Raw genomic sequence first — 26,487 nt, 5'->3', positions numbered from 1 at the left:
CTCACTGTTTGCTCCGGTAGCTCCGGACGGCTTGGATCGAGTCAGACCACTGACACGTATTGGAGGCCACGTGAGCGGCGCCGAGCCGATCCCCGGATACATCGAAACACCTTCGGGGCGAATGCACGTCGTCGTGACGCCGGAGTCGGACCGGGACAGCCCCTGTCTGGTGCTGCTGCACCAGACACCGCGCAGTTGGGACGAGTTCCGGGCGGTGGCCGAACAGATCGACGGTTACCGCATCGTGATGCCGGACCTTCCCGGCTACGGTGCATCGCAGGCGTTGCCGCTCAACACCATAGAAGCCACAGCTGCCGCGGTGCTGGAGATTCTCGACGCGCTCGCGGTGCCGTCGGCACATGTGGTGGGGCACCACTTCGGCGGACTGGTCGCCTATGACCTCGCGGTCTCGGCGCCGCATCGGGTGACCTCGCTGGTGTTGTCCTCCACCCCGTTCGTCGACGACGCCGAGCGGACCAGGCGCCGGACGGCGCCGCCCTTCAATGCCATTGCCGCCCGGGACGACGGAGACCATCTGGCGCAGCTGTGGCGGCGTCGCCGGGAGTACCTGGCAGTGCCGGACCCTGGTGTCCAGGCACGGTATGTGCGGGATGTCCTGTCGCACGCCGATCCGGATCGTGGTCACGCCGCCGTCGCCGCGTACCGGTCCGAAGACGGCGTGGGCCGCTACCCGGGTCCGGTGCTGTGCCTGGCATCGGCCCGCGACCCGCGGGCATTCCCCCGTCGCGGTGCCATTCTCGCGGCGTTCCCGCAGGCCGCTGAACACGTCCTGGTTGACGGCGACATCGCCAGTCCTGAAACGTGCGCGGCCGAATTCGCCCGCGTCATCGTGGAGTTCCACCACAGTGTGGTGCCACGGTGATGCGCGCTGCCCTGCTGCGGGGTGCCGACGGCCCACGCTCGCTGAGCATCGCCGAGATCCCGGTCCCGCAACCGGGCCCCGAAGAGGTGCTGGTGGCCGTAGGCGCCGTCGGGGTCAACAACGCCGAGGTCCTGCAAACGCGGGGGATCATGCCGGCGCCGTCCGGCGGTGTCCCCGGCCTGGAGTGCGCCGGAACCGTGGTATGCGTCGGAGCCCGGGTGCAGACGGTCAAACCCGGCGACCGCGTCGCAGCGTTGACCCGGGCGGGGTCCTATGCCGAGTACGTGGCCGTGCCCGCGGGTGCGTGCGTCGTCGTACCCGACGATCTCGACCTGGCCGTCGCCGGCGCCTTCCTCGAAGCAGCGGCCACGGCGTGGTGGAACCTGGTGCACCGGGGGCGGATCCGGCGAGGCGAGCGCGTGCTGATCCACGGCGCCGCAGGCGGGGTCGGCTCGATGGCCGTACAGCTGGCCAGGGCGCTCGGTGCCGAGGTGATCGGAACAGCCCGGGGGCCGGTGAAGAGCGCGTTGTGCACCGAACTCGGTTGTCGCCGTGTGATCGACTACGGCTCCGAGGACGTCTTCGACGTGCTCCGGGAGATCGCACCCGGTGGCGTCGATCTGATCCTGGACAATCAGGGAGCCGCCGCGGTCGGCGACAATCTCGCGGCGCTGGCGCCGTTGGGCCGGCTCGTCATCGTCGGGGTGGCATCGGGAACCGACGCGGTGGTGGACCTGGCAGCCCTGATGTCCGGGGGGACGGAGATCTCCTCGTCGAGCCTGGGCCGGCTGTCCGACGACAGCCGAGCCGCGATATGTCGATCCGTGGAAGCCGAGGTATTGCCGTTGCTGAGGGCGGGAACGGTGACGCCCGTGCTGGACCAGACGTTCGATTTCGACCAGATAGTCTCTGCGCACCACAGATTCGCCGCGCCGGAACGGTCAGGCAAGGTCGTGGTCACCATGCCGGGTTACATCTCGAAATCCGATGCAACGCAGCATAATCAACTCTTTGCTTGATATGGCCGCGGAAGCCAGCATGGAAGGTGCGGATTCGACGCCGAGCTTCCGCGATGACCGTCATGAACTCGAATTGCGAGGGACCACAATGAAATCCGCTATGACATCGGCCGCCGCGCAGGACTACATCCGCGCGATCAGCTGCGCTGCCACTCCGGTCACCATCGTCACCACCTGCGCACAGGAGGCCCGGTGGGGGCAGACGGTTTCCGCGGTGAGCAGAGTGTCCGACGAGCCGGCGGTTCTCGGCGTCTGCATCAACCGGCGCAGCCCCATCAATGCGGCGATCCGCTCCACAGGTGCGTTCAATGTCTCGTTGCTCGGCTACGAGCAGCGCGGCGCCGCAGACAGTTTCGCCGGGCGTCAGCATCCCGGTCGCCCCGCGTTCACGTTTCTCGACGAAGAGTGGCGTGACGGTCTCAACGGCCTGCCGGTCTTCACCGCCAGCGTGGCCGCCTTCGAATGTGAGCTGCACAGTGTCACGGCTGTGGGCTCGCATCACCTGTATCTCGGTCAGGTGCGCCACGTTGTGCACACCGACGCCGAACCGCTGCTGCACCTTCGCGGCAACTACCGCGCCCTGGCGGCGCACCACACGGAAGGACATCGCAGATGATCAAGACCGGCGAGGAGTACCGGGACAGCATCAACACCGGGCGCGAAATCTACATCGACGGCGAGCAGGTGCACGATGTCACCAAGCATCCGATGTTCGCCCCGATCATCGACATCCGGTCTCGCATCTACGATCTGGCGCACGAAGCGGCCAGCCAGGAGGTCATGACCTATGTCGACGACAACGGTGAGCGCAACGCGGTCGCGAACAAGCTGCCTCTGACACAACAAGACTGGCACGACAAGCGTGCGGCTATCGATCTCGTGCTCGACGAGGTGCGCGGCGTGGTCACCCGCGTCGGCGACGAGACCGTCGGCGAGATGTGGGCGCTCTACGACGGCCAGGATGTGCTCAACGAAGTGGATCCACGTTTCGCCGAGAACATCCGCCGCCACGTCCAGAAAGCCGCCACCGGGGACCCGTTCCACATCTCGGCCAACACCGACCCCAAAGGTGATCGGTCGAAGCGCCCGCAGGACCAGGATCCCGACATGCTGCTGCACGTCGTCCGCGAAACCGACGAAGGCATCATCGTCCGAGGCGCCAAATACGAGACCGCCGCGCCGTACGCGACCCAGGCCTACACCAAGCCCACCATCGCCAACTGGGGCGATGACAAGCTCTCCGATTACGCCGTCGGTTTCATCGCCGACCTCAATGCGCCCAATCTGAAGTTCATCTGCCGCACCGGTTTTGCCGGCCGCCGCGATGCGGCGGACTATCCACTGTCGAACCGGGTGGATGAGGTGGAGTCCCTGGTGATCTTCGACAATGTACTCATCCCGTGGGACGACATCCTGTTCTACCGGCACACCAGGGCAGCGACGTTCGTGCGCAGCTGCCTGCACCGCTACAGCGCGCTGCCCTACGTCCACCGCTCGATCCGGTTCGCGGACCTGATGATCGGTGCTGCCCTGTTCAACGTCCGGCAGACGGGATTGGACAAGAACCCCGCCGTACAGGAGAAGCTGGCGATGCTGGCGTGCTACCGCGAGGGTATCGAGGCGCACCTGACGGCCTCCATCGCCACCGCCGAGACCAGTCCCGGCGGTCTGCTGATGCCCAACCAGTCGCTGCTGTATGCGGGGCGGGTCTGGGCTCAGACCCAGCTGCCGCAGATGATCCATCTCGCCCGCGAACTCTGTGGGGGGCAGATCTGCATCACGCCGGACTCGGCCACGTTCGCCCACCCCGGTGCAAGCCCCTGGCTGGAGAAGTTCTACTCGATCAACGATGACTGGCAGGCCGACGATCGGCGCAAGCTGCTGGCATTCGCCCGGGATCTGCTCAACAGCGATTACGCCGGTCACCGGCTGACCTTCCAACTGTTCGCCCAGGCGCCGCCGTTCGCCCATTACCAAGCCGTGTACCGCAACTTCGACTACGACAACGCACTCGATCTGGTCAGGTCCGCTGCCGAGCTGTCCGACCGGGTGGGCGGCGCATGACCCACCGGCGGATCCGTCCGTTCAACACCAAGGACACCTACCCCGAACAGAATCTCGACAATGACCTGTGCCAGGCCGTCGTCGCCGGCGACACCATCTATCTGCGCGGGCAGATCGGGCAGGATCTCGACACCGGGCGCAACGTCGGTGTCGGCGACGTGGCCGCCCAGACCGAGCAGGCGATGTCCAACATCGCCGCGCTGCTCGACGAGGCGGACTCTTCTGTCGCCGACATCGTCAAAGTGACGATCTACCTTGTCGATCCGCGATACCGGGAGAGCGTGTACCGCGTGGTAGGACGCTGGCTCGAGGGGGTGCACCCGGTGTCGACCGGGGTGGTGGTCAGTGCGCTGGCCCGGCCCGAGTGGCTGGTCGAGGTGGACGTGATCGCCGTGAAGCAGGGGGCGTCATGACGTTCTCGATGGCGGCGCTGGACCGCGACACCGGAGCGTTCGGCATGATCATCGCCTCGTCCTCGCCGGCGGTGGCGTCCCGGTGCCTCAACATTCGCCCGGGCCTGGGCGCCGCCGCCAGCCAGAACGTCACCGATCCCCGGCTGGGTGGGCAGCTGCTGGACCGGCTCGCCGAAGGCGCCGAGCCGCAGGCCGCGATGACCGCTGTGGTGGCCGACCACGCTTTGCGCGACTACCGGCAGTTGACCGTGCTCGACGCGGCCGGGCGCACCGCGGCCTACAGCGGGGCCGGGGCGCTCGGTGTGCATCACCACGTGGCCGGTGACGGCGTGGTGGCGGCCGGCAACATGCTTGCCGGGCCGGCGACCATCACCGAGCTGATCCGCGGCTACGAGACCTCGGGGGCCGACGAGTTCGAAGCCCGCCTGTTGGCCGGGCTCAACGCCGCGCTGACCGCCGGCGGAGAGGAGGGTCCGGTGTATTCCGCGGGCCTGTTGGTCTATCGGGAGGTCGCTTGGCCGGAGACCACCCTGCGCGTGGACTGGGACGAAGATCCCTACACCCGGCTGGCCGAACTGTGGGAGGTCTGGGAACCCCAGCGCGACGACTACGTGCGGCGTGCCCTGGACCCGTCGGCTGCGCCCAGTTTCGGGGTCCCCGGTGATCTCTGAGCCCAAGGCGGCCGCCGGCGATCACCTGCGGCGCAACTGGGAGCTGGTGCGCGGGGTCAGTACCGCCCTGCATGCCGACCCCGAACTGGCGTGGCACGAGGTGCGGGCGCACCGGATGCTGACCGGGCTGCTGGCCGATCGCGGTTTCCGCGTCGACCACCGCGCCGGGGGACTCGACACCGCGTTTCACGCTCGCGCCGGCACCGGCCCGTTGCACGTCGCTTTCGTGGCCGAATACGACGCGCTGCCCGGGCTCGGCCACGCCTGCGGGCACAACCTGATCGCCGCGTCGGCCATCGGGGCGGCGCTGATGGTGCAGGAGGCCGACCGCGGACAGGGCCTCACCGTGCACGTCCTGGGCACGCCGGCCGAAGAGGGCGGCGGCGGCAAGATCGTGATGCTGGAGGCCGGTGAGTTCGACGGCCTGGACGCCGCGCTGATGATTCATCCGGGGCCGGTTGACGCCCCGCGGGCCGAGCCGATGGCGGTGGCGCACTGGCGTGTCACGTATCGGGGTGTCAGCGCCCACGCGGGGGCCTATCCGCATCTGGGGGTCAACGCTGCCGATGCGTTCACCGTGGCGCAGGTGGCGATCGGCCTGCTGCGCCAGCAGCTGCCGGCGACGGTGCGGGTCCACGGGGTGGTGACCTCAGCGGGGTCGGCGCCCAACGCCATCCCCGACTCGGCGTCAGGCCGCTGGTATGTCCGTGCCCGCACACTCGCCGAGCTGACCGGCATCGAGAAGCGGATCCGCGCCTGCTTCCAGGCCGGTGCCCTGGGCAGTGGCTGTGATCTCGACATCGAGTTGGAGTCCGCGCCCTACTCGGAATTCCGCACCGACGACGAGATCCTGGACCTGTTCGTCGCGAACGCGGCCGCGCTGGGTCGGGATATGAGCGTCGAGCCGCCGGAAGGGGCGGGGGCCATGGCGTCGGCGTCGACCGACATGGGCAATGTGTCGCAGGTGGTGCGCGCCATCCACCCGTATCTGGGCATCGGTTCCCTGCCCGCGGTCAACCATCAACGTGAGTTCGCCGACGCCGCGGTGGGGCCGCAGGCGGAGGCCGCACTGCGCGACGGTGCCACCGCACTGGCATGGACGGCGCTCGATCTCGCCGGGCGGTAGTATCGCAGTTGCATCGCCCTCTCGCGGGAGAGTTCTGTGACCGCCAGCCACAGACGCCGAAGGAGCAACACCTCTCCGTCAACCTCTCAGGCCCCCGGACCGCGTCAGACCACGATGCCTCTGGAAAGCGGTGCGCGCACCCGCCCATGGGGAAAGGCCTGATCGGCCGAATCTCTCAGGCAGCCCGGTTCGGGTCGACGACAGAGGGGGAGGACGCGATAGTTCGTCCTGCTGCCTAGGAGTTCGTGTTGGCCCTCTCCGATGACGCGCTGTTCAACGACAGCGCCCCGAAATTCGCCGATCGGCACATCGGTCCCGGCGCCGCCGATATCGACACCATGCTCAGTGTCATCGGTGTGCAATCCCTCGACGAGCTTGCGGCCAAGGCGCTTCCGGCCGGCATCCTCGACGCACTGGACGCCGACGGGGTGGCGCCGGGTCTCGACAAGCTGCCGCCCGCGGTGTCCGAGCACGAGGCCCTGGCCCAGCTGCGCGCCATGGCCGACGCCAACACCGTCGCGGTCTCGATGATCGGGCAGGGCTACTACGACACGCTCACCCCGCCGGTCTTGCTGCGCAACATCATGGAGAACCCGGCCTGGTACACGGCCTACACGCCGTACCAACCGGAGATCAGCCAGGGCCGCCTCGAAGCGCTGCTGAACTTCCAGACCATGGTCGCCGACCTCACCGGACTCGACATCGCCAATGCCTCGATGCTCGACGAGGCCACCGCCGCGGCCGAGGCGATGACGCTGATGCAGCGCGCCGCCCGCGGCAAGGCGACCCGCCTGGCCGTCGACGTCGACGTCTTCCCGCAGACCGCTGCCGTGTTGGCCACCCGGGCGCGGCCGCTCAACATCGAGATCGTCACCGCTGACCTGCGCGAGGGTCTGCCCGAGGGTGATTTCTTCGGCGTCATCGCGCAACTGCCCGGCGCCAGCGGACGCATCACCGACTGGTCCGCGTTGATCAAGCAGGCCCACGAACGCGGCGCGCTGGTGGCCCTGGGTGCCGATCTGCTGGCCATGACGCTGGTGGCTCCGCCCGGAGAGATCGGTGCCGACGTGGCGTTCGGCAGTGCGCAGCGCTTCGGCGTGCCGATGGGATTCGGCGGCCCGCATGCCGGTTACCTCGCCGTGGCCACCAAGCAGGCCCGCCAGCTGCCGGGCCGGCTGGTCGGGGTCTCGGTGGATGCCGACGGCGCTCCGGCGTACCGGTTGTCGCTGCAGACCCGCGAGCAGCACATCCGCCGCGACAAGGCCACCAGCAACATCTGTACCGCGCAGGTGCTCTTGGCCGTGATGGCCGCGATGTACGCCAGCTATCACGGCGCCGAAGGGTTGACCGGTATCGCCCGGCGGGTGCACGGGCACGCCGCGCGGGTGGCGGCCGCCCTCGGCGATGCGCTGGTGCATGACACGTTCTTCGACACCGTGCTCGCATTGGTGCCGGGCCGCGCCGACGAGGTGGTGGCCGCGGCCAAGGCGCTGGGCATCAACCTGTGGCGGGTGGACGCCGACCACGTGTCGGTGGCATGTGATGAAGCCACCACCGACGCCCACGTGGCCTCGGTGCTGCAGGCCTTCGGTGTGTCCGCCGCCGACGCCGAGCCGGTCGACATCGAGACCCGGACCTCGGAGTTCCTGACGCATCCGGCGTTCACCACCTACCGCACCGAGACGGCGATGATGCGCTACCTGCGGTCACTCGCCGACAAGGACCTGGCACTGGACCGCACGATGATCCCGCTCGGCTCGTGCACCATGAAGCTCAACGCCGCGGCCGAGATGGAATCCGTCACCTGGCCGGAGTTCTCCCGCCAGCACCCGTTCGCCCCGGCCGGCGACAGCGCAGGCCTGCGCACCCTGATCGCCGAGGTGGAAGCCTGGCTGGTGGCCGTCACCGGCTACGACGCGGTCTCGCTGCAGCCCAACGCCGGCTCGCAGGGGGAGTACGCCGGGCTGCTGGCGATCCACGATTACCACGCCAGCCGCGGTGAGAGTCACCGCGATGTGTGTCTCATCCCGTCGAGTGCGCACGGCACCAACGCCGCGTCGGCGGCCCTGGCCGGCATGCGCGTCGTGGTGGTGGCCTGCCGGACCAACGGCGACGTCGACCTCGACGATCTGCGCGCCAAGGTGGCCGAGCACGCGGAGAACCTCGCAGCGCTGATGATCACCTACCCGTCCACCCACGGCGTTTACGAACACGACGTCGAGGAGATCTGCGCCGCGGTGCACGACGCCGGCGGCCAGGTCTACGTCGACGGCGCCAACCTCAACGCCTTGGTCGGTCTGGCCCGGCCGGGCAAGTTCGGCGGCGACGTCAGCCACCTCAACCTGCACAAGACGTTCTGCATCCCGCACGGTGGCGGCGGACCCGGCGTCGGACCGGTGGCGGTGCGCTCACATCTGGCGGAGTTCCTGCCCGGTCACCCGCTGGCCCCGGAACTGCCGACCGGTCACGTGGTGTCGGCGGCGCCGTACGGGTCGGCGTCGATCCTGCCGATCACGTGGGCCTACATCGCGATGATGGGTGCCGACGGGTTGCGGGCCGCCACGCTGACGGCGATCGCGTCGGCCAACTACATCGCCCGCCGCCTCGACGAGTACTACCCCGTGCTCTACACGGGCGAGAACGGCATGGTGGCCCACGAGTGCATTCTCGACCTGCGCGGCATCACCAAGACCACCGGCGTCACCGTCGACGATGTGGCAAAACGCTTGGCGGACTACGGTTTTCATGCTCCGACCATGAGCTTCCCGGTGGCGGGGACGCTGATGGTGGAACCCACCGAGAGTGAATCGCTGGCCGAAGTTGACGCGTTCTGCGAGGCCATGATCGCCATCAAGGCCGAGATCGACAAGGTGGGCTCGGGCCAGTGGGCAAAAGAGGACAACCCGCTGCGCAATGCCCCGCATACCGCGGAGTGCCTGCTCGTCGACAAGTGGGAACACCCCTACACCCGCGAGGAAGCGGCCTATCCGCTGGGCAAGAACTACCGGCCCAAGGTGTGGCCGCCGGTGCGGCGCATCGACGGCGCCTACGGCGACCGCAACCTGGTGTGCTCGTGCCCGCCCGTGGAGGCGTTCGCCTGACGCGCGCTGAGCCTGGAGCTCACCCCAGCGACGGGAAGAAGATCACCTGTCCCACGCTGAGGTGATCGGGGTTGGTGATCCGGTTGGCGGCGGCCACCAGCGCGACCCTGGTGGCGACGTCGTGGTCGCCGTACTGGTCGGTGGCCAGTTCCCACAGAGTGTCGCCGGCGGCGACGTGATGCCGCCTGTTGAGCCGTGGCTGGATGAGAACGGTGCCGACGGCGGGATCCTGGTCGCCGAGGTGGTTGGCGACGGTGATGATCGGCCACAATCCCTGTTCGCCGTACCAGCGCTCGGCGAGATTGCGGGGGTTCTCGCCGGCCACCACGGTGTGATGCCCGACGTTCTGCAGGTCCGGGATCAGCAGGCGTTCGCCGACCACCAGGTCGCGTTGTCCGGCGTGATTGGCGACCTCGATGATCGTCTTGGCGGCGATGTCACCGTAGTAGTGCTGTGCCAGTGAGCCGGTGGTGTCGCCGGCGCGCACCTTGTGGCGGAAGGTGACGTAGGGGATCTCCAGCTCCTGGCCCACCAGGATGTGATTCGGATCTGCCAGGGTGTTGTGGACGGCGATCACCGGGAACAGGGCGGCGTCACCGTAAAAGTGCTGAGCCAACGACGACAGCGTGTCACCGGTGACCACCTGATATTTCAAGATCATGGCGGGGTCCTTCGCTCGACTGGAAGCGCGCCGGGTCGAGGCGCACAGCCAGTCTGGGGAGGACCGCCGGGGCGGCTCACGAGTAGTGAGCTACCCCAATCCTCAACTCAGCATCGAGTCGAGCGCGGATCCGAACTCCGGTGCATCGGTGTTGGGCACGTTCTGGTACGTACCGCCGCTGATCTCGGCGACGGACTCCCACGTGGGCCGGTCGGGGTCGTCGCCGACGTTGATGACGTTCACCGCAACCGGGCGAGCCGGGTCGTTGCTGGACCGGATCAGATCCTGTAGGCCCTGGGCTCCCAGCGACTGATCGCTATGGGGACCGGCGGTGATCACCAGTACCGAATTCGTCTGATCCGGACGGAATCCGGTCAGCGCATCGGCGTAGACGTTGCGCAACGTGGTGAACGACACCCTGCCGGCAGAGCCGGGGGTCAGCCCGTTCAACGCCGCATCGAGTGCCTGACTGCGGGGCTGACCGCCGGCGTCGTCACTCAGTGGGCCCGCGGCCACCAGCGTGGAGCCCGCACCGCCGTCGAACGTGATCAGGCCCACCACCGCGTTGGGTGCCATGGCGCGGATCCGTTCCTCCAGGGCGCCGACCACCGGCGCCAGGTTCAGCGACCGGTCCAGCATGATGGTCACCGCCGGGGCGGTGGCTGGCGCGGTCAGGGCGTCGGCCAGTGCCACCCGTTGCTCGTCGTCGGCCACCGTCAACGTCTCCGGCAGCTCGCCGAACGGTGTGACATCGTTGCCTGGCGGCGTGCCGTCGGTGGTGCGGAAACCGGCCGCCGCCAGTTCGCTCTGCTGTTCGGGGTCACGCAAGAAACGCTCGAATTGGCTTGCAGCGCTGATCTGTTCGGGGGAAAGCCAGTCGCCCCCGAGCAGCACGGCGGGGAAGTCAGCGACGGGCACCGGGCCGGGCGGCAGCCAGGAGGCCACGGTGGCGGCGGCGTCGGGCAGGTCGGTGCTGCGTTTGAAGAGCTGCTGTTCGGTGGTTGCGACGGCATGGACGTCCGAGGCGGCCGGGTCGTCACCTTCGAGCAGCGCCGACATGGCGGTGTTCGCGGAGGAGTCGGCCAACTCCGGCTGACCCGACCGCAGCGTCCGGACCGCGGCGGTGCCATCGGTGGCGGGTGCGCCGGACGGCGCGGCTGCTGCGGCCACCGCCTCGGCCGCCAGGTACGCGGCGTCACTGTCATCGCTGGTGGGCAACGCCAGCCGCAGCGATCCCCAGCCGCGCAGATTCAGCCCGTCGAGCGCGGTCGGGTTGGACTGCAGACCCGGCAGCGTTCCCCAGTTCTGCTCCGCGAGCGCGGCCTCGAGCTGCGGGCGGACCGCAAGCAGCACCGGCGACGTGACCAGCGACTTGCTGGCACTGATGGTGCGCGGGTCGACGACGGCCTGCAGCCGCGCCGAGGACACCGAGCTCCCCGGGATCCACAGCGCCGGCTTGTCGCCGAGGTCGCCGGGCCATTCACCGGACAGGCCGTCGATGACGGCATCGGAGTCGCCCGCCTTGACTGCGACCGCGACACAGTGATCGCCCACGGGGGTTGCCGAGGAGTTGAATTTCTCGGCCAGCGGACCCAGCGGTTCGGCGATTGCCGGATCGGCGATCACAGCCACGGTCATCTCGCCCTCCACACAGCGGGAGGCCGCGGTGGCAGACCGATCCGAGAGCGCGTCACCGAAGAACCGCCACAGGATCACGGCTGCCACCACCACGACGACGGTGACGAGCGCGGCGATCACACCGACGCTCACACCCCGTCGGCCCGGCGCCACCGTGCGGTGGCTGCCCGTCCATTCACCTTCGTTGCGGTGACCGCCTGACGGTGGACCGGCGGCGCGGATGACGGCGGTCTGGTCGTCGTCGGCCGGCGGCTGATCCGGCCCATCTTCGAAACCGCTTGTGCTCGAGGTGGGTTCGGCACGGTAACGCTCGTCGTCGTTGAATTCATCGTCCGGCTTGTACTCCGAAGAGTAGTCCGGGTATTCGATGTCGTCGTCATCATCGGGCCCGGGCTTGCTGTGCCTACCCATGCCTCGACCCGCCTAACACGTGTGGACCTCTCCTCTGACCGGTTCCCGCTCAGGCGCTAAAGAACCCGGCGACGAGTGTAGTCACTGCCGGGCGGCTGCTTTGTATTCGCGGCGGCGGCGGTGCAGGATCGGTTCGGTGTAGCCGTTGGGTTGTGCGCCGCCTTCGAGGATGAGTTCTTGGGCGGCTTGGAAGGCGATGTTGGTGTCGAAGTCGGGTGCCATGGGGTGGTAGGTGGGGTCGCCGTCGTTTTGGCGGTCCACCACCGGGGCCATGCGTTGCAGGCTGGTGCGGATGTCGTCGGCGGTGATGACGCCGTGGCGTAGCCAGTTGGCCAGCAGTTGGCTGGAGATGCGTAGGGTGGCGCGGTCTTCCATCAGGGCGACGTCGTGGATGTCGGGGACTTTGGAGCAGCCCACGCCCTGGTCGATCCAGCGCACGACGTAGCCGAGGATGGATTGGCAGTTGTTGTCGACTTCTTGGTGGATCTCGTCGGGGGCCCAGGTCAGCGAGGAGTCGGCCAGGGGGAGGGTGAGCAGTTCGTCGAGGGTGGTGCGGGTCTGGCCTTCGAGGTCTTTCTGGACGGCGAAGACGTCGACCTGGTGGTAGTGCAGGGCGTGCAGGGTGGCCGCGGTGGGGGAGGGCACCCAGGCCGTGGTCGCACCGGACTTGGGCTGGCCGATCTTCTGCTCGAGCATGTCGGCCATCAGATCCGGCATGGCCCACATGCCTTTGCCGATTTGGGCTTTGCCGGACAGGCCGGCGGCCAGGCCGGTGTCGACGTTGGCGTCTTCGTAGGCTTTGATCCAGGGTTGGGTTTTCATGGTGCCTTTGCGGACCATGGGGCCGGCTTCGATGGAGGTGTGGATTTCGTCGCCGGTGCGGTCGAGGAAGCCGGTGTTGATGAACACCACGCGGTCGGCGGCGGCTTTGATGCAGGCTTTGAGGTTGGCGCTGGTGCGGCGTTCTTCGTCCATGATGCCGACTTTGAGGGTGCCTTGGGGCAGGTTGAGGACGTCTTCGACGCGGGAGAACAGTTCGCAGGTGAAGGCGACTTCGTCGGGGCCGTGCATTTTGGGTTTGACGATGTAGATCGAGCCGGTGCGGGAGTTGAGCAGGGGGCCGTTGGCTTCGGTGTTCTTCAGGCCGTGGATGGCAATCAAGCTGGTGAGCAGCGCATCCAGAATGCCTTCGGGGACCTCGAGGTCTTCGTCGGCGCTGCCGCGGAAGGTGATGGCGTCGTTGGTCATCAGGTGGCCGACGTTGCGGACGAACAGCAGGCTGCGCCCGGGCAGGGTGAGTTCTTCGCCGTCGGGTCGGGTGTAGGTGCGGTCGGCGTTGAGCACGCGGGTGAAGGTGGTGCCGGCTTTGGTGACGTCTTCGGCCAGGTCGCCGCGGTTGAGGCCCAGCCAGTTGCGGTAGCCGAGCACCTTGTCCTCGGCGTCGACGGCGGCGACCGAGTCTTCGAAGTCCATGATGGTGGTGACCGCCGATTCCAGCACCACGTCTTTGATGCCGGCGGTGTCGGTGGCACCGATTGGGGAGTCGGCGTCGATGAGGATTTCGATGTGCAGTCCATGATTGACCAGCAACACCGAGGTCGGCGCATCGGGTTCGCCCAGATACCCGGCGAACTGGTCGGCGGTGATGAGCTCGGTGTCGAGATCGTCACCCAACGCGACCACCAGTTTGCCGTCCTCGACGGTCAGTGCGGTGGCTTCGGTCCAGGATCCGGCGTCCAGTGGGGTGGTGTCGTCGAGGAACTTGCGGGCGTAGGCGATGACCTTGTCGCCGCGCACCTTGTTGTAGGAGGTTCCTTTTTCGGCGCCGTCGTCTTCGGGGATCACGTCGGTGCCGTAGAGGGCGTCATACAGGGAGCCCCAGCGGGCGTTGGAGGCGTTCAGAGCGAAGCGGGCGTTGAGCACCGGCACCACCAGCTGCGGGCCGGCGGTGGAGGTGATCTCCGGGTCCACCCCCGAGGTGGTGATGGTGAAATCGTCGGGAACCGGTAGCAGATAACCGATTTCACGCAGGAAGGCTTGGTAGGCCGCCGCGTCGTGGGGCTCCAGGACATGGTGGCGATGCCACTTGTCGATCTGGGCCTGCAGTTCATCGCGGCGGGCCAACAACTCCGCGTTGCGCGGGGCCAGGTCGGTGACCACCTTGTCGGCCCCGGCCCAGAAACTGTCCGGATCCAGATCAGTGCCCGGCAACGCCTCGTTGTTCACGAAGTCATGCAGCACCTTGGCGACCCGCAAGTTACCCACGGTCACACGCTCAGTCATTGGTCCTCCTTGGCCGGCAATCGAATCATCCTACCCGTCGGTAACCGGCGGCTTGGTCAGTTATGGCCATCAACAGCAGGTCACAGCGTTCTCGCAATGCAGAGCGCAGAGCGGCCGCGCGTAGCGACAGCTCACGCTGGCAACGCACATACTCGGCGCGGCCCGTCGCGTCCTCGATCCGAATCGGTGCGAAACCGTACTCGGTCAGGTCATACGGGCTGGCCCGCATGTCCAGCTCACGGGCGTCGGCGGCCAGATCAAGACAATCCAGCAGCAAAGTCGACTCGATGAGCGGGCCGAGTTTGCCTGCGAACTTGTACAGGTCCATCCCCGCGTGCAAACAGCCAGGTTGTTCCCGGTCCACTTGCGTTTCCCGGCGGAGTGCGACGGTGTTGCGGGGCGCGGCGGCGTCGGTGAAGAAGCGGAACGCGTCGTAGTGAGTGCACCGCAGCGGCATCGATTCCACCACGGCATCGGTGCCCGCCGGGCCGAGCCGCAACGGAACCGAGCTGTGGCGGACCTCGGAACTGCGGTACACCATGGCCCATTCGTGCAACCCGAAACAGTTCCACTGGGCCGGGCGTGCCTCGGTCGCGGACAGCAGGTCGGCGATGAACTGCACCGTATCCTGACGGCCCTGCAGGTAATCGGTTCCGACGGTCACCCCACAGGGGTGTTTGATGTATCCGGTGCGGCCCAGATACTCCGTGCCCTGGGTCAGGATCAGGCCCCACCCGGGGTGCCAGCGCACCAACTGCCGGGGCCGCAAGCTGTAGTAGGTGAACAGGAAATCCCACACCGGATGCGGCACGCCGGCCGCAGCCCGGCGCCGATGTGGGGCCAGGAACGCCTCGGCCCGGTCGCGGTGCGCAGCGGCGCGTGCCCGCCAATCCGATTCGGGGAGCACCTCGACCTGGTCAGACACGGTGTGTCCCGTCGCGCACGGTACCCACCAAGTCCTCCACCAGGTCCTCGAGCGCCACCATCGCCACCACCGGTACCGTCGGCCCGCCCTCGCCCTGGGTGACCAACGCCAAGTGGCTGTTGCTGCGCCGTAGCCGCGACAGCGCGTCGGGCAGGGGCAACCGCTCGGGGACGTGGGGCAGCGGCCGGATCACCGACAGATCGACCACGGCGTCGGGATCATCGCCCAGGGCCAGGACGTCCTTGATGTGCAGGTAGCCGATGTAGATCCCGTCGACCCCGGTGACCGGGAACCGGGAGTAGCCGGTTTCGACCAGGGCTTGCTCCACTGCCGCGATGGTGGGGCCGGAGCCGGCGGCTGCCACGGGCACGGCGCGGATCTCCGGCAGGCGCACCGCAACATCGGAGACGACTCGGTTGCGGATCTGCAGGGCCCGGGTCAGCCGGGTGTGCTCTTCCGGGTCCAACAGGCCTTCGGATACCGATTCGGCGATCATCTCCGAGAGCTCGACGGTGGACACGGTGACATCGAGTTCGTCCCTGGGTTCCACCCGCACCGCGCGCAGCGTGATGTTGGCGCACCAGTTGTAGAACGCGATGAACGGCTTGGCCGCCCGCACGTACACCAGGTACGCCGGAATGAGCAGCATGGCCGTGGATTCCGGCCCGGCGATCGCGATGTTCTTCGGCACCATCTCGCCCAGCAGCACGTGCAGGGTCACCACGACCGCGAGCGCGATGATGAACGACACGGTGTGCAGCACCGCATCGGGAATGCCCAGCAGTCCGAACGGACCCTCCAGCAGGTGCGCCACCGCCGGCTCACCGACGCGGCCCAACAGGATCGAGCAGATCGTGATGCCCAGCTGCGCACCGGCCAGCATCAAGGACAATTGCTCGCCGGCCCGGATCACCGTCACGGCGCTCTTCTTGCCCTGTTCGGCCAGTGCCTCGAGCCGGTCGCGGCGGGCGGAGATCAGGGCGAATTCCGAACCCACGAAGAAGGCGTTGGCGCCGAGCAGCACCACGGTGAGCAGCACGCCGAATATGTCGCTACCCATCAGTGGTCCTCGTCCTCGTCGTCCCGCGGATCCAGCTGGGTGAGCTCGAGCTGGTCGATGCGTCGGCCGTCCATGGCCACGACGGTGGCTTGCCAGCGCACCGGCTCGTCGAGCGGAGTGTCGGGGTCGAATGCCCGCAGCTCCACCGATTCGCCGTTCTCGGGGATGTGGCCGAGTTCCTGCAGCACCAGGCCGCCGATGGTGTCGTATTCGCCTTCGGGAGCCCGGTAGCCGGTGGCCGAGGCCACTTCGTCGATACGCAGCAGGCCGGAGACCTGCCACCCGCCGCCGGCCTTGACCACGTCGGGTGTGGCGTCGTCGTGCTCGTCTCGCACATCGCCGACGATCTCTTCGATCAGATCTTCGACTGTGACCATGCCCGCGGTGCCGCCGTATTCGTCGACCACCAGCGCGGTCTGCAGGCCGTTGCCGCGGATCTGGGCGAACACCGCGTCGCCGTCGAGGGTGGACGGCACCACGGCCACCGGCTGGACCAGCGTGGAGAGCTTGGTGGTGTCCCGCTGCTCCCGCGGGATCTCGAAGACCTGCTTGATGTGGACGATGCCGACGGTCTCGTCGAGGTCGCCGTCGATGATGGGGAAGCGGGAGTAGCCGCTCTCGGCGGCCGTGGCCACCAGGTCGGCGACGGTGTCTTCGGCCTCCAGCGCGACGATCTTCTGGCGCGGTGTCATCAGTTCCTCGGCGGTGAGCTCGCCGAACTGCAGCGACCGGTCCACGAGCGTGGCGGTGACCGCGTCGAGGGAGCCGCTACGGGCGGAGTTGCGCACCAGCGCCACCAACTCCTGGGGCGAGCGCGCCGAGGCCAGCTCGTCGGCGGGTTCGATGCCCATCCGGCGCAGGATCCAGTTGGCGCTGCCGTTGGTGGCGATGATGGCCGGCTTCAGCAGCATGGAGAACACCAACTGCGGGCCCGCCGCTGCGCGCGCGGTCGGAAGGGGCCGCGCCACAGCCAGGTTCTTCGGCACCAGCTCGCCGAACACCATCGAGATCGAGGTGGCGATCAGCAGCGACAACCCCAACGCCACGCCGCCGATACTGCCCTCGGGTAGGCCGACAGCTTCCAGACCGGGTGCGATCAGCCGAGCCACCACCGGCTCGGCGAGGTAACCCGTGGCCAGTGTGGTGATCGAGATCCCCAATTGGGCACCGGACAGCTGGAACGACAGGGTGCGGTGCGCGCGCTGGACGAACTTGTCGCGCCGGTGACCGCTGCGGGCGTTGGCCTCGACCGTGCTGCGTTCCAGCGCGGTGAGGGAGAATTCCGCCGCGACGAACAGTGCGGTGCCTGCGGTGAGCACCAGGATCGCGAGCAGGGACAAGACGGTGAACCACCCGCTCATGGGCGCGTCACCGCCGTAGGTGAGCCGGGCCTGATGCCCGGCTGACTAGAGGATGGCTCGGCGTCCTGCGCCTCGGGGTCTTGCATGACGACCGCTGGCGCGGCATCACTGGGTGCCTGGGGCACTGAGTCTCTTTCTTTCGGCCCTGATTTCATCATGGCGGGATTACCCACTCAGGGATCACATATTAACGGCAGACTGCTCACCAGCCAGCGGGCAACGGATGTCCTTCCGCGAAACCCGCCGCCGACTGCACTCCCAGGACCGCCTTCTCGTACAACTCCGGCACGGTGGCCGCACCGACGTAGGTGCAGGTGCTGCGCACTCCCGAGGTGATGTGGTCCAGCAGGTCCTCGACGCCGCCGCGCTGCGGGTCCACTGCCATCCGGGAGGTGGAGATCCCTTCCTCGAACAGCGCTTTGCGGGCGCGGTCGAAAGCACCGTCGGCAGCGGTCCTGGCGGCGACGGCGCGTTTGGACGCCATGCCGTAGCTCTCCTTGTACGGACGGTCGTCACGGTCGCGCAGCAGGTCGCCGGGGGACTCGTACGTGCCCGCGAACCACGAGCCGATCATCACGTTGGAGGCACCCGCCGCCAGCGCCAGTGCCACGTCGCGGGGGTGCCGCACACCGCCGTCAGCCCATACATGGCCGCCGAGTTCCCTTGCCGCCGTAGCACATTCGAGTACCGCGGAGAACTGAGGGCGCCCCACGCCGGTCATCATCCGGGTGGTGCACATGGCACCGGGCCCGACACCGACCTTCACGATGGTGGCGCCTGCGTTCAGCAGGTCGCGGGTGCCGGCGGCGGAGACCACGTTGCCCGCTGCCAGCGGCAGGCCCAGATCCAGCTTCGCCACCGCGGTGATGGCGTCGATCATCTTCTGCTGGTGGCCGTGCGCGGTGTCGACCACCAGGACGTCGGCACCGGCTTCAGCCAGTGCGGTGGCCTTCGCCGACACGTCACCGTTGATGCCGACCGCCGCGGCGATGCGCAACCGGCCCGCGCTGTCGACCGCCGGCGTATAGATCCCCGCGCGGATGGCGCCGGTGCGGGTCAGTACACCGGCCAAGGTGCCGTCGGCGTTGGTCAGCACCGCCACAGCGATCGGAGCGTGCTCCAACAGATCGAACACCTTGCGTGGATCGGTGCCCACCGGCGCGGTGACGAAGTCTGCTGCCGCCACGTCGCGGACCCGGGCGAAGCGGTCGACGCCGACGCACGCCGACTCGGTCACCAGGCCGACGGGGCGGCCTTCTTCGACGACGACCGCCGCGCCGTGGGCTCGTTTGTGGATCAGCGCGACGGCATCCGACACCGAATCCTCGGGTGCCAGCATCACCGGGGTGTCGGCGATCAGATCACGGCTCTTGACGAAGTCGACGGACTCCTTGACCGCCGAGATCGGCAGATCCTGGGGCAACACCACGATGCCGCCGCGGCGCGCCACCGTTTCGGCCATCCGGCGGCCCGCGACCGCAGTCATGTTCGCGACCACCACCGGAATCGTGGTGCCGGTGCCGTCCGCGGTGGACAGGTCGACGTCGAACCGCGACGCGACCTCACTGCGGTTGGGCACGACGAACACGTCGTCGTAGGTCAGGTCATACGGGGGCTTGTGGCCTTCGAGAAACTGCACGTACCTCAGGGTACTTCGTGCCGAGCAGCCACAAGTCCGAGCGCCGCGGGCCCGCAAGCTCGAATTCGTGACTGCTCGCGGCGGAAATCAGGCCTCGACCTCGCTGCGGTCACCGCTCCACAGCGTATGGAATCGCTTGGTGTGGTCGGTGTCGATCCGGCCGTAGGTGTGGGCGCCGAAGAAGTCGCGCAGACCCTGGGTCAGGGCGGCGGGCAGCCGCTCGGTGCGCAGGCCGTCGTAGTAGGACAGCGCCGAGCTGAAACCGGGGATCGGGATGCCCAACTCGGTGGCCTTGACCACCACCCGGCGCCAGCTGTCGATCGCGGCCTCGATGGCATCGCGGAAATACGGGTCGACGATCAGCGTGGGCAGATCGGGATCGTTGTCGAACGCGTCCTTGATCCGGTTGAGGAACTTGGCCCGGATGATGCAGCCGCCGCGCCAGATGGTGGCCATGTCGCCGGGGGTGATGCCCCAGTTGTATTCGTTGGAGCCGGCCTGGATCTGGTTGAAGCCCTGCGCGTAGGCGATGATCTTCGACGCGTACAGCGCCTGCCGGATGTCCTCGGTGAATTGTGCTGCGTCAGTGGGCTTTTCGCCCAGATCGCCCGATGCCAGGCCCGTGGTTGCCTTGCGCTGGGCCACGGAACCGGACAGGGCGCGGGCGAACACCGCCTCGGCGATACCGGTGACGGGCACCCCGAGGTCGAGGGCAGACTTCACCGTCCAGCGTCCGGTGCCCTTCTGCTCGGCCTCGTCGAGGATCAGGTCCACCAGCGGTTTGCCGGTCTTGGCGTCGGTCTGGCGCAGCACCTGGGCGGTGATCTCCACCAGGAAGCTGTCCAGGTCGCCCTTGTTCCACTCTTCGAACACGTCGGCGATCTCGGGTGCGGACTTGCCCAGCCCGTCGCGCAGCAGCTGGTAGGCCTCGCCGATGAGCTGCATATCGGAGTACTCGATGCCGTTGTGCACCATCTTGACGAAGTGGCCGGCGCCGTCGGGGCCGATGTGGGTGCAGCACGGCACCCCGTCGACGTGGGCAGAGATCTCCTCGAGCAGCGGGCCCAGCGACTCGTAGGACTCCTTCGGGCCGCCGGGCATGATCGACGGGCCGTTCAGCGCGCCTTCCTCACCGCCGGAGATGCCGGCGCCGACGAAGTGCAGGCCACGCTCGCGGATGGCCTTCTCCCGCCGGATCGTGTCCGTGTAGAGGGCGTTGCCGCCATCGATGATGATGTCGCCTTCTTCCATGGCGTCGGCGAGCTCGTTGATCACGGCGTCGGTGGGCTCACCGGCCTTGACCATGATGATGACGCGGCGCGGCTTCTCCAGCGCATCCAGGAATTCCTCGATGGTCTCGCTGCGGACGAAGTTGCCGTCGGAACCGTGCTCGGCCAGCAGCGCGTCCGTCTTGGCGATCGACCGGTTGTGCAGGGCGACGGTGTAGCCGTGCCGGGCGAAGTTACGGGCCAGGTTGGAGCCCATCACGGCCAGACCGGTGACGCCGATCTGAGCGGTACCGGTGGTGGAAGAGTCGGTCATGGGGGCCCTTTCGGTTCTGATTCCGGCACAGCATCGAGCTCAAGTCTTGATCGAGGAAGAGCCTAGTCGTACCCACCCGTCCCCGGCCGTGCGTCCCCGGCTCCTTCGTCGCCGCCTCGGCGACCGGCCCTGTCTGTCTGTAGGCCGGCCCTGCCTCCCCGGCTCCTTCGTCGCCGCCTCGGCGACCGGCCTAGCCGGAGAAGAGGCGCTGCAGCTCGTGCAGCCACGGCACCGCGACGGCGATGGTGGGCACCACCAGGATCGCGACCGCGCTCAGGTATGCCGCGGCGGCCAGTGGTGCGCTGTTGGGGCGTCCCGCCAACCGCCGCACCCGGATGACGGTGGTGGGCCCGCCGGCGGCCAGCGCCCCTTTCGGTGCGCGGCCCGCGGCACACGCGACGAGCGCCCGGGCCAGGGGAGTGGGACCGGCGGCGCGTACGGCGGCATCGTCGGCGAGCAGCTCGATCAGCAGGCGCACGGCGTCGAGGGCGCTGCGGCTGCGGACGAACCGCGGGAATGCCACGTATACCGCGATGAAGGCTTCGAGGACCAGGTCATGGCGGGCTCGCAGATGCGCACGCTCATGGGTCAGGATCGCGGTCACCTCGTCGTCGGCGAGGGCGCTCAAGGCCCCCTCGCTGACCACGACGCGTCCGCGCACGCCGGGCAGGCAGTAGGCCAGCGGCTGCTGGACATCGAGGATCCGCAGCTCGCTGGCTCGGGTACAGGCCTGTGCGGCGGCGCGCTCGTGGCTGACGCCGAGGATGTCGACGAGTGTGCGGTGGTAGGAGCGGCGCCGACGGGTCGAGATGAACACCTGCGCACCGGCCACCATCAGGCGGGCGCCGATCAGCAGCGTCAGTCCGAAGACGGTGATCGATCCCAGCCACAGCGGCCAGCCGAGCTGGTCGATCTCACCGAGCAAGGTGGTGGGACGCCCGTCGGGGCCGGGCACGAAAAGCCGGCTGGCGATCGCGATTCCGGCGCTGAAAGCGGACAGGACGGCCGCGACGGCGATGGACTGCCACAGCACCACGGCGGCCCGCGGCGCGCGCAGTGGCCAGGTGGCCCGCGCCAGCAGGGCCGGTACGGGACCGACCAGCAGCAGCGCGAGAACAGAGAAGGCCAGCGCGGACACGCTGACAGTATCCGTCAGTCGGTGACGACGTCGCCAGCCGAGGTGGTCAGACCGTGTTTTGCTTCCAACTCGGCGAGCGCGCGGCGCAACGCTTCCGCCTCGTCCGCACCCACCCGTTCCACGAAATGCACCAGTGCCGCCTGGCGGCTACCGGTATCGGCGGCCTGATCCAACGCGTCGACCATCAGGCCGGCCACCAGTTCGTCGCGGCCGTGCATGGGGGCGTATCGATGGGCGCGGTCGTCGCGGTGCTGCACCACGAGGTGCTTCTTGGCTAGCCGCTGCAGAACCGTCATCACCGTCGTATACGCCAGATCGCGGCGCTCTGAGAGCGCCTCGTGCACCTGGCGCACGGTTTGGGGTTCCGGCGCCGACCACAGACGGTCCATCACCGCCTGTTCGAGTTCTCCTAAACGAGCCACCTTGGCCATGTTCCGTTCTTCTCTGAAAACGATGTCGACAGACTACTCGCGTTTACTACCGGCCGTCGTATCTACCGCCGTCCTCTGTAACCAATGCCACCCGCCGATAGTTCCGCTGCCGGCGGCTGTGAAAGCAGTCACAAGCAGTCACAGGTATTCCCCCGTAGCTCTCATGCTTTTATGGTTAGGCTTACCTAAGCATACGAGGAGGTGCCATGACTGCCCTGATCGACGATCCGCTCATCGCGGGTATGACGATCCGCCGGGTTCTGCCGCTGCACGAATCGAGTCGACGGCTGCGGGTGCTCTATCCGGAGTGTCCTCGGGTGTATGGCGTGGCGGTCATGGGCGACGTGTCCAAACGCAGGTGGTGGCCGCTCACGGCCGCCTTGACCGGCGACCGTCTCGAGGTCATGTTCGCCGCGGCCGCCGAGGAGATGGACAGCAGGACCGCGGCGGCCCAGCAGTTGGCGGCCACGCTGGCGCACGCCGTCATCGGCCGGGTGGTGGCGCTGGTCGTGCTCGAGGGCCGCGCCTGGGACACCGGGCTGGAGAACCTCTGGGTGCACGTCGACTCCGAGGGCGCCATCGATTGGCTCGGCGTGGTCGATCCGACGGTGCGTGTGCTGCCCGACGATCCGTGTGCGCGCCACGGCCGGCCCGCCGAAGGTGTGGTGGAGCTGCCCAGCGAAGCGGCGCTGGCGACCTGGATCGCCCACCGCTGCCACCGGTCGTTGTCTCCGCTGTTCGCCAAACTCCACGACATCAGCGGTGGGGCGGTGAGCATCGAGTCCATGTGGCACACCGTCGGTACGGCCATCGTGGTTGCGGCCACACAGGTGCCGATGCTCGCCGGCTACAGCGAGGTGGTCGGGATGCGTCGTGGCCAGGCGGTGCTCGACGCGCTGGTCGGCTTCGGCCTGCCGGTGCGCGGCCAGACCCGCCCGCGGCTGCGGGCCGGTCATTTTTCTCGTCCGATTCGCAACGAAGGTCTTGCGAAATTAGGGCAGCCTTGCCTATATTGAATGAGTCGAGGCTAACGGACCGAGCCGGAGTCCTGAGGGCTGCAGAGACCCCCGGTCCACTCGAGAGGCGAGCCCCGCGCATCACGCGCGGGGCTCGCCGTCTTTCTGGGCACAGGTGCTGAGGCGCCCCCGATCCCCGTGTAAACAGAAGGGGTGCAAGCAACTCCGTCGGGCCTGCCCGACTTCACCGCGCCTTTCGACACCGAACTCGGTCTGGTCTTCACCGAGATCAGCCCGGACGGTGCCAAGGCCGAGCTGGAAGTCAAACCGTCCTTGCTCCAGCCCGTGGGCATCGTGCACGGCGGTGTGTACTGCTCGATCATCGAGAGCATGGCCAGCGTCTCGGCCTACGTCTGGCTGTCCGCGCACGGCGGCGGCAACGTCGTCGGCGTCAACAACAACACCGACTTCTTGCGCGCCATCTCCTCGGGCAAGGTCTACGGCGTCTCCGAGCCGCTGCACCGCGGTCGTCGTCAGCAGCTCTGGCTGGTCACCGTCAACGACGAGAAGGACCGCACCATCGCTCGCGGTCAGGTGCGCTTGCAGAACCTCGAAGCCGAAACCGACTGAGCTTGCCAGCGCAGCTCGTTCCTCGCTGCGCATCGGCGCTCGAACGGTGCGGTGGTTCGGCTTCTCAGCGCAGCTCGTTCCTCGCTGCGCATCGGCGCTCGAACGGTGCGGTGGTTCGGCTTCTCAGCGCAGCTCGTTCCTCGCTGCGCATCGGCGCTCGAACAATGGCAGGATCCATCCTCATGCGTTTGACCCCGCATGAACAGGACCGGCTACTCATCTCGTACGCGGCGGAGCTCGCCCGGCGGCGGCAAGCCCGCGGCTTGAAGCTCAACCATCCCGAGGCCGTCGCGCTCATCACCGACCACCTTCTCGAAGGTGCCAGAGATGGCCGCACGGTCGCCGAGCTGATGAGCAGCGGCCGGGAAGTATTGACCCGCGATGACGTGATGGAGGGAGTCCCCGAGATGCTCTACGACGTCCAGGTGGAAGCCACGTTCCCCGACGGCACCAAGCTCGTCACCGTCCACCACCCGATCTCGTAGAGCATGGCTGTGATCCCCGGCGAGATCCTGTTCGGCGACGGCGACATCGAACTCAACGCCGGTGCCGCGCGCCTCGAACTCGAAGTCCTCAACACCGGCGACCGCCCGGTCCAGGTAGGCAGCCATGTGCACCTGCCGCAGGCCAACTCCGCCCTGTCGTTCGACCGGGCCGCCGCGCACGGCTACTGGTTCGACATCCCGGCGGGCACCGCGGTGCGCTTCGAACCCGGTGTCGCCCAGACCGTGACGCTGGTGCCGCTCGGCGGCACGCGTGAGGTGCACGGCCTGTCGCTCACCCCTCCCGGAAAGCTTGATGCCTGATGGCGAACCTGTCCAGGTCCCGCTACGCCGCCCTGTTCGGTCCCACCACCGGCGACCGTGTCCGCCTGGCCGACACCGACCTGCTCATCGAGATCACCGAGGACCGCAGTGGTGGGCCGGGACTGGCCGGTGACGAAGCCGTCTTCGGCGGCGGCAAGGTGCTGCGCGAATCGATGGGGCAGTCGCGGGCGACCCGCGCCGACGGCGCCCCCGACACCGTCATCACCGGCGCGATCATCATCGACTACTGGGGAATCATCAAGGCCGACATCGGCATTCGTGACGGGCGCATCGTCGCGATCGGCAAGGCCGGCAATCCCGACGTCATGTCCGGGGTCCACCCCGACCTGGTGGTGGGCCCGTCGACGGAGATCATCGCCGGCAACGGCCGCATCGTCACCGCGGGCGCCATCGACTGCCACGTTCATCTCATCTGCCCGCAGATCATGGAAGAGGCACTCGGCGGCGGCATCACCACCATCGTCGCCGGCGGCACCGGCCCGGCCGAGGGCAGCAAGGCCACCACCGTCACGCCGGGCTCGTGGCATCTGGCCCGGATGCTCGAGGCCCTCGATCACTGGCCGCTGAACATCGCGCTGCTCGGCAAGGGCAACACCGTCAGCCACGAGGCCATGTGGGAGCAACTGCGCGGCGGCGCGGCGGGCTTCAAGCTGCACGAGGACTGGGGCACCACCCCGGCGGCCATCGACGCCTGCCTGACGGTGGCCGACGCGGCCGGGGTGCAGGCCAACATCCACACCGACACCCTCAACGAGATGGCGTTCGTGGAGGACACGCTCGCGGCGATCAAAGGCCGGTCCATCCACGCCTATCACACCGAAGGTGCCGGTGGCGGGCACGCGCCGGACATCATCACCGTCGCCTCCCACCCGAACGTGCTGCCCAGCTCCACCAACCCGACCCGGCCGCACACCGTCAACACCCTCGACGAGCACCTCGACATGCTGATGGTCTGCCATCACCTCAACCCGAGCGTGCCCGAGGACCTGGCGTTCGCCGAGAGCCGCATCCGGCCGTCGACCATCGCCGCCGAGGACCTGCTGCACGACATCGGCGCCATCTCGATGATCGGCTCCGACGCCCAGGCCATGGGCCGTATCGGCGAGGTGGTACTGCGCACCTGGCAGACCGCGCACGTGATGAAGAAGCGCCGCGGCTTCCTCGACGGCGACGCAGGAGCCGACAACAACCGGGTACAGCGCTACGTCGCGAAGTACACCATCTGCCCGGCCGTCACCCACGGCATGGAGAAGGAGATCGGCTCCGTCGAGGTGGGCAAGCTCGCCGACCTGGTGCTGTGGGAGCCGGCCTTCTTCGGGGTGCGCCCGCACGCGGTGCTCAAGGGCGGCATGATCGCCTGGGCCGCGATGGGTGATGCCAACGCCTCCATCCCGACGCCGCAGCCGGTACTGCCGCGCCCGATGTTCGGTGCGGCACCGACTGCAGCGGCCGCCACATCGGTGCACTTCGTGGCCCCGCAAGCCATCGAGGACGGCCTGGCCGACCGGCTGGACATCAAGCGCCGACTGGTTGCGGTGGGCAATGTTCGCAAGGTCGGCAAGGCGGACATGCCGCTCAACGACGCCACGCCGAGGATCGAGGTGGACCCCGACACCTTCACCGTCCGCATCGACGGCCAGGTGTGGGAAGAGCAGCCGGCAGCGGAATTGCCGATGGCTCAGCGTTACTTCCTGTTCTAGAAGCGGAG

General features: G+C 67.9%; 23 protein-coding genes and 2 riboswitches. Of the genes, 13 read left to right on the top strand and 10 right to left on the bottom strand.

Translation table 11 applies throughout. The features are described 5' to 3' along the window. The first annotated feature begins 70 nt into the window (after window positions 1-70). The 8 genes from NL241_RS19100 to gcvP all read left to right on the top strand — a co-directional run bounded on the left by NL241_RS19100 (window position 71) and on the right by gcvP (window position 9,277). The gene (locus NL241_RS19100; protein ID WP_494394722.1) at window positions 71-883 is read left to right on the top strand and encodes an alpha/beta fold hydrolase; all 813 of its coding nucleotides are present in this window, start codon (window positions 71-73) and stop codon (window positions 881-883) included. Then, window positions 883-1,902: a putative NAD(P)H-quinone oxidoreductase, PIG3 family gene (locus NL241_RS19095; RefSeq protein ID WP_487695161.1), complete on the top strand. Its 1,020-nt coding sequence runs from the start codon at window positions 883-885 to the stop codon at window positions 1,900-1,902. Before NL241_RS19100 ends, NL241_RS19095 begins: the two co-directional genes overlap by 1 nt. Before the next feature lie 100 nt (window positions 1,903-2,002). Further along, window positions 2,003-2,518: a flavin reductase family protein gene (locus tag NL241_RS19090; protein WP_487695162.1), complete on the top strand. Its 516-nt coding sequence runs from the start codon at window positions 2,003-2,005 to the stop codon at window positions 2,516-2,518. Beyond that, complete coding sequence (locus tag NL241_RS19085) at window positions 2,515-3,966, top strand: 4-hydroxyphenylacetate 3-hydroxylase family protein (protein ID WP_487695164.1); 1,452 nt, start codon at window positions 2,515-2,517, stop codon at window positions 3,964-3,966. Before NL241_RS19090 ends, NL241_RS19085 begins: the two co-directional genes overlap by 4 nt. Beyond that, window positions 3,963-4,379, top strand: coding sequence for a RidA family protein (locus NL241_RS19080; protein WP_487695165.1), 417 nt, complete (start codon window positions 3,963-3,965; stop codon window positions 4,377-4,379). The genes NL241_RS19085 and NL241_RS19080 overlap by 4 nt, the downstream gene beginning before the upstream one ends. Continuing rightward, window positions 4,376-5,050: a DUF1028 domain-containing protein gene (locus NL241_RS19075; protein WP_487695166.1), complete on the top strand. Its 675-nt coding sequence runs from the start codon at window positions 4,376-4,378 to the stop codon at window positions 5,048-5,050. The genes NL241_RS19080 and NL241_RS19075 overlap by 4 nt, the downstream gene beginning before the upstream one ends. Then, a complete protein-coding gene (locus NL241_RS19070; RefSeq protein ID WP_487695168.1) occupies window positions 5,040-6,176 on the top strand; it encodes a M20 family metallopeptidase in 1,137 nt (378 codons plus the stop codon). Before NL241_RS19075 ends, NL241_RS19070 begins: the two co-directional genes overlap by 11 nt. Window positions 6,177-6,190: 14 nt before the next feature. Beyond that, window positions 6,191-6,288: riboswitch (glycine riboswitch) on the top strand. Then, a riboswitch (glycine riboswitch) is annotated at window positions 6,289-6,390 on the top strand. It abuts the riboswitch before it with no gap. Between the two features lie 55 nt (window positions 6,391-6,445). Continuing rightward, a complete protein-coding gene (gene gcvP / locus NL241_RS19065; RefSeq protein ID WP_494398339.1) occupies window positions 6,446-9,277 on the top strand; it encodes an aminomethyl-transferring glycine dehydrogenase in 2,832 nt (943 codons plus the stop codon). Window positions 9,278-9,296: 19 nt separating this feature from the next. Here the strand turns inward: gcvP and NL241_RS19060 are convergent, their stop codons facing one another. The 10 genes from NL241_RS19060 to NL241_RS19015 all read right to left on the bottom strand — a co-directional run bounded on the left by NL241_RS19060 (window position 9,297) and on the right by NL241_RS19015 (window position 22,366). Beyond that, complete coding sequence (locus NL241_RS19060) at window positions 9,297-9,938, bottom strand: LysM peptidoglycan-binding domain-containing protein (protein WP_487695169.1); 642 nt, start codon at window positions 9,936-9,938, stop codon at window positions 9,297-9,299. A gap of 102 nt (window positions 9,939-10,040) precedes the next feature. Continuing rightward, window positions 10,041-11,987: a substrate-binding domain-containing protein gene (locus NL241_RS19055; protein WP_494394721.1), complete on the bottom strand. Its 1,947-nt coding sequence runs from the start codon at window positions 11,985-11,987 to the stop codon at window positions 10,041-10,043. An 81-nt stretch (window positions 11,988-12,068) separates the two neighbouring features. Next, a complete protein-coding gene (locus tag NL241_RS19050; RefSeq protein ID WP_494394720.1) occupies window positions 12,069-14,270 on the bottom strand; it encodes a malate synthase G in 2,202 nt (733 codons plus the stop codon). A gap of 25 nt (window positions 14,271-14,295) precedes the next feature. Then, window positions 14,296-15,195, bottom strand: a complete 900-nt coding sequence (locus NL241_RS19045; RefSeq protein ID WP_494394719.1) for a 3-methyladenine DNA glycosylase — start codon at window positions 15,193-15,195, stop codon at window positions 14,296-14,298. Further along, window positions 15,188-16,255, bottom strand: coding sequence for a hemolysin family protein (locus NL241_RS19040; RefSeq protein WP_487697026.1), 1,068 nt, complete (start codon window positions 16,253-16,255; stop codon window positions 15,188-15,190). Before NL241_RS19040 ends, NL241_RS19045 begins: the two co-directional genes overlap by 8 nt. After that, window positions 16,255-17,616: a hemolysin family protein gene (locus NL241_RS19035; protein WP_487697024.1), complete on the bottom strand. Its 1,362-nt coding sequence runs from the start codon at window positions 17,614-17,616 to the stop codon at window positions 16,255-16,257. The genes NL241_RS19040 and NL241_RS19035 overlap by 1 nt, the downstream gene beginning before the upstream one ends. A 202-nt stretch (window positions 17,617-17,818) precedes the next feature. Then, the gene (locus NL241_RS19030; protein ID WP_487697022.1) at window positions 17,819-19,255 is read right to left on the bottom strand and encodes a GuaB1 family IMP dehydrogenase-related protein; all 1,437 of its coding nucleotides are present in this window, start codon (window positions 19,253-19,255) and stop codon (window positions 17,819-17,821) included. Window positions 19,256-19,342: 87 nt separating this feature from the next. After that, a complete protein-coding gene (gnd, locus tag NL241_RS19025; RefSeq protein WP_487697020.1) occupies window positions 19,343-20,797 on the bottom strand; it encodes an NADP-dependent phosphogluconate dehydrogenase in 1,455 nt (484 codons plus the stop codon). A 190-nt stretch (window positions 20,798-20,987) separates the two neighbouring features. Continuing rightward, window positions 20,988-21,935: a M56 family metallopeptidase gene (locus tag NL241_RS19020; RefSeq protein WP_487697018.1), complete on the bottom strand. Its 948-nt coding sequence runs from the start codon at window positions 21,933-21,935 to the stop codon at window positions 20,988-20,990. A gap of 14 nt (window positions 21,936-21,949) precedes the next feature. Further along, window positions 21,950-22,366: a BlaI/MecI/CopY family transcriptional regulator gene (locus tag NL241_RS19015; RefSeq protein WP_494394718.1), complete on the bottom strand. Its 417-nt coding sequence runs from the start codon at window positions 22,364-22,366 to the stop codon at window positions 21,950-21,952. Between the two features lie 206 nt (window positions 22,367-22,572). On the opposite strand from NL241_RS19015, the gene NL241_RS19010 reads away from it, so the two are divergent. The 5 genes from NL241_RS19010 to NL241_RS18990 all read left to right on the top strand — a co-directional run bounded on the left by NL241_RS19010 (window position 22,573) and on the right by NL241_RS18990 (window position 26,479). Next, window positions 22,573-23,382, top strand: a complete 810-nt coding sequence (locus NL241_RS19010) for an iron reductase (RefSeq protein WP_487697015.1) — start codon at window positions 22,573-22,575, stop codon at window positions 23,380-23,382. Window positions 23,383-23,535: 153 nt separating this feature from the next. Beyond that, window positions 23,536-23,952: a PaaI family thioesterase gene (locus NL241_RS19005; RefSeq protein ID WP_487697014.1), complete on the top strand. Its 417-nt coding sequence runs from the start codon at window positions 23,536-23,538 to the stop codon at window positions 23,950-23,952. 182 nt (window positions 23,953-24,134) lie between these two features. After that, window positions 24,135-24,437 (top strand): urease subunit gamma, encoded by a 303-nt coding sequence (locus NL241_RS19000; RefSeq protein WP_487697012.1) that lies wholly within the window; start codon window positions 24,135-24,137, stop codon window positions 24,435-24,437. Window positions 24,438-24,446: 9 nt separating this feature from the next. Beyond that, on the top strand, window positions 24,447-24,758 hold the full coding sequence (locus NL241_RS18995; protein ID WP_494398338.1) for an urease subunit beta: 312 nt from the start codon (window positions 24,447-24,449) through the stop codon (window positions 24,756-24,758). Next, window positions 24,758-26,479 (top strand): urease subunit alpha, encoded by a 1,722-nt coding sequence (locus NL241_RS18990; RefSeq protein WP_494394717.1) that lies wholly within the window; start codon window positions 24,758-24,760, stop codon window positions 26,477-26,479. Before NL241_RS18995 ends, NL241_RS18990 begins: the two co-directional genes overlap by 1 nt. Window positions 26,480-26,487 lie beyond the last annotated feature (8 nt).

Source organism: Mycolicibacterium sp. SMGY-1XX, from assembly GCF_059132455.1.
This window is presented reverse-complemented; position numbering and strand designations above follow the sequence as displayed.

Bases quoted from the DNA above. Each gene is read 5' to 3' on its own strand.
- NL241_RS19050 (WP_494394720.1), bottom strand. From the start codon at position 14,270: ATGACTGAGCGTGTGACCGTGGGTAACTTGCGGGTCGCCAAGGTGCTG.
- NL241_RS19060 (WP_487695169.1), bottom strand. From the start codon at position 9,938: ATGATCTTGAAATATCAGGTGGTCACCGGTGACACGCTGTCGTCGTTG.
- NL241_RS19040 (WP_487697026.1), bottom strand. From the start codon at position 16,255: ATGGGTAGCGACATATTCGGCGTGCTGCTCACCGTGGTGCTGCTCGGC.
- gnd (WP_487697020.1), bottom strand. From the start codon at position 20,797: ATGACCGACTCTTCCACCACCGGTACCGCTCAGATCGGCGTCACCGGT.
- NL241_RS19090 (WP_487695162.1), top strand. From the start codon at position 2,003: ATGACATCGGCCGCCGCGCAGGACTACATCCGCGCGATCAGCTGCGCT.
- NL241_RS19015 (WP_494394718.1), bottom strand. From the start codon at position 22,366: ATGGCCAAGGTGGCTCGTTTAGGAGAACTCGAACAGGCGGTGATGGAC.
- NL241_RS19010 (WP_487697015.1), top strand. From the start codon at position 22,573: ATGACTGCCCTGATCGACGATCCGCTCATCGCGGGTATGACGATCCGC.
- NL241_RS19085 (WP_487695164.1), top strand. From the start codon at position 2,515: ATGATCAAGACCGGCGAGGAGTACCGGGACAGCATCAACACCGGGCGC.
- NL241_RS19000 (WP_487697012.1), top strand. From the start codon at position 24,135: ATGCGTTTGACCCCGCATGAACAGGACCGGCTACTCATCTCGTACGCG.
- NL241_RS19095 (WP_487695161.1), top strand. From the start codon at position 883: ATGCGCGCTGCCCTGCTGCGGGGTGCCGACGGCCCACGCTCGCTGAGC.
- NL241_RS19080 (WP_487695165.1), top strand. From the start codon at position 3,963: ATGACCCACCGGCGGATCCGTCCGTTCAACACCAAGGACACCTACCCC.
- NL241_RS19035 (WP_487697024.1), bottom strand. From the start codon at position 17,616: ATGAGCGGGTGGTTCACCGTCTTGTCCCTGCTCGCGATCCTGGTGCTC.
- NL241_RS19055 (WP_494394721.1), bottom strand. From the start codon at position 11,987: ATGGGTAGGCACAGCAAGCCCGGGCCCGATGATGACGACGACATCGAA.
- NL241_RS19075 (WP_487695166.1), top strand. From the start codon at position 4,376: ATGACGTTCTCGATGGCGGCGCTGGACCGCGACACCGGAGCGTTCGGC.
- NL241_RS18990 (WP_494394717.1), top strand. From the start codon at position 24,758: ATGGCGAACCTGTCCAGGTCCCGCTACGCCGCCCTGTTCGGTCCCACC.